The sequence below is a fragment of the Micromonospora sp. M51 genome (assembly GCF_018070305.1).
Classification (GTDB): Bacteria; Actinomycetota; Actinomycetes; order Mycobacteriales; family Micromonosporaceae; genus Micromonospora; species Micromonospora parva.
This window is the reverse complement of sequence record NZ_JAGPXZ010001254.1, coordinates 1-1,020: the sequence shown is the minus strand read 5'-3', so window position 1 is coordinate 1,020 and position 1,020 is coordinate 1. Positions and strand designations below refer to the sequence as shown.

General features: G+C 71.7%; 1 protein-coding gene. It reads right to left on the bottom strand.

Annotated elements, in window-relative coordinates; genetic code table 11:
* Positions 1 to 1,020, bottom strand: a 1,020-nt coding sequence (locus tag KBX53_RS34075; protein WP_210863938.1) for a hypothetical protein, incomplete at both ends; no start/stop codon positions are given.

Here is a 1,020-nt window from a genome sequence, read left to right as displayed (position 1 = left end):
CCGATCACTCCCACCGTCCTGACGGTGATCTCCTCGGCAGGTCGGCTCGGCTCGTCGGGCAACCCGAGCCGAACTCCCGCCGACCGGTCGGCGTACGCCCAGAGCGGTTGCCTCGTGCGGCGGATCGTCTGGATGGCCTGGTCGACCAGGGGAAGCGGAAGGCCCGGAACGAGGTCACCGACGGCACCCACAGCCAGCCGGAATCCCCGGCGCAGCAGCAGCTCACCGGACGGCAGCACACCGAGCGGCTGAAGCACTGTCAGTTCACCCGGGCTCAGGTCGCGGTCGTGCCGGCGCCGCGAACAGCGGATGGTCGTCCCGGACACCTCCTCGACCGTGACGGGCAGAGCACCCCCGCACAGCTCGAACAGCGCCCGACGATCCGCCGGATCCTTCAACGCCGCGACGAGCCATCCCGCCATGGAGTCGCTCCCGGCCGCCACGGGGACACGATCCGGCAGGCCAACGATGCTGAGGCCGGCCTCGCCCTCCTCGAGAAGGACCGTGTCACCGCGACCGACCACAGGTCTCTCGCCAGCCGACGTGACCTCGTTCCGATCGGTGAGCCAGACCAGGGAGTCCTTCCGGTGAGCCTCGTCGGGCTCGGTGGGCAGGGTGGCCGACCAGATCCCGACCCCCACCCGTACGCTGCGGCGGGCGGTGTCGGTCTGCCCGATCGGCAGCAGCGCGCGCCGCCCCAGCGCCCCCCGGGGGCCGGCGATCCACTCGTGCAGCACAAGGCCGCCGATCTCGGTGGGATCGTGCCGCTGCACCGACAGGGTGACGCGGTCGCCGGGGGCGAAGCTCGACCAGTCCATACCGTCGAGGCTGTTTCCGTCCGGTGTGGACAGCATGGGACCGGTGACCTCGATGAGGCGGCCCGGAGCGACCTCGACCCAGAGGCCACTCGGACGGCCGCCGCGGTGGGTGACGCCACCCACCGCGTAGGTACGGGGACGACCGACCTTCCGACCGGCGCCGCCGTCGACCAGTTCGGTAGCGGGCAGACCGTACTGCCGT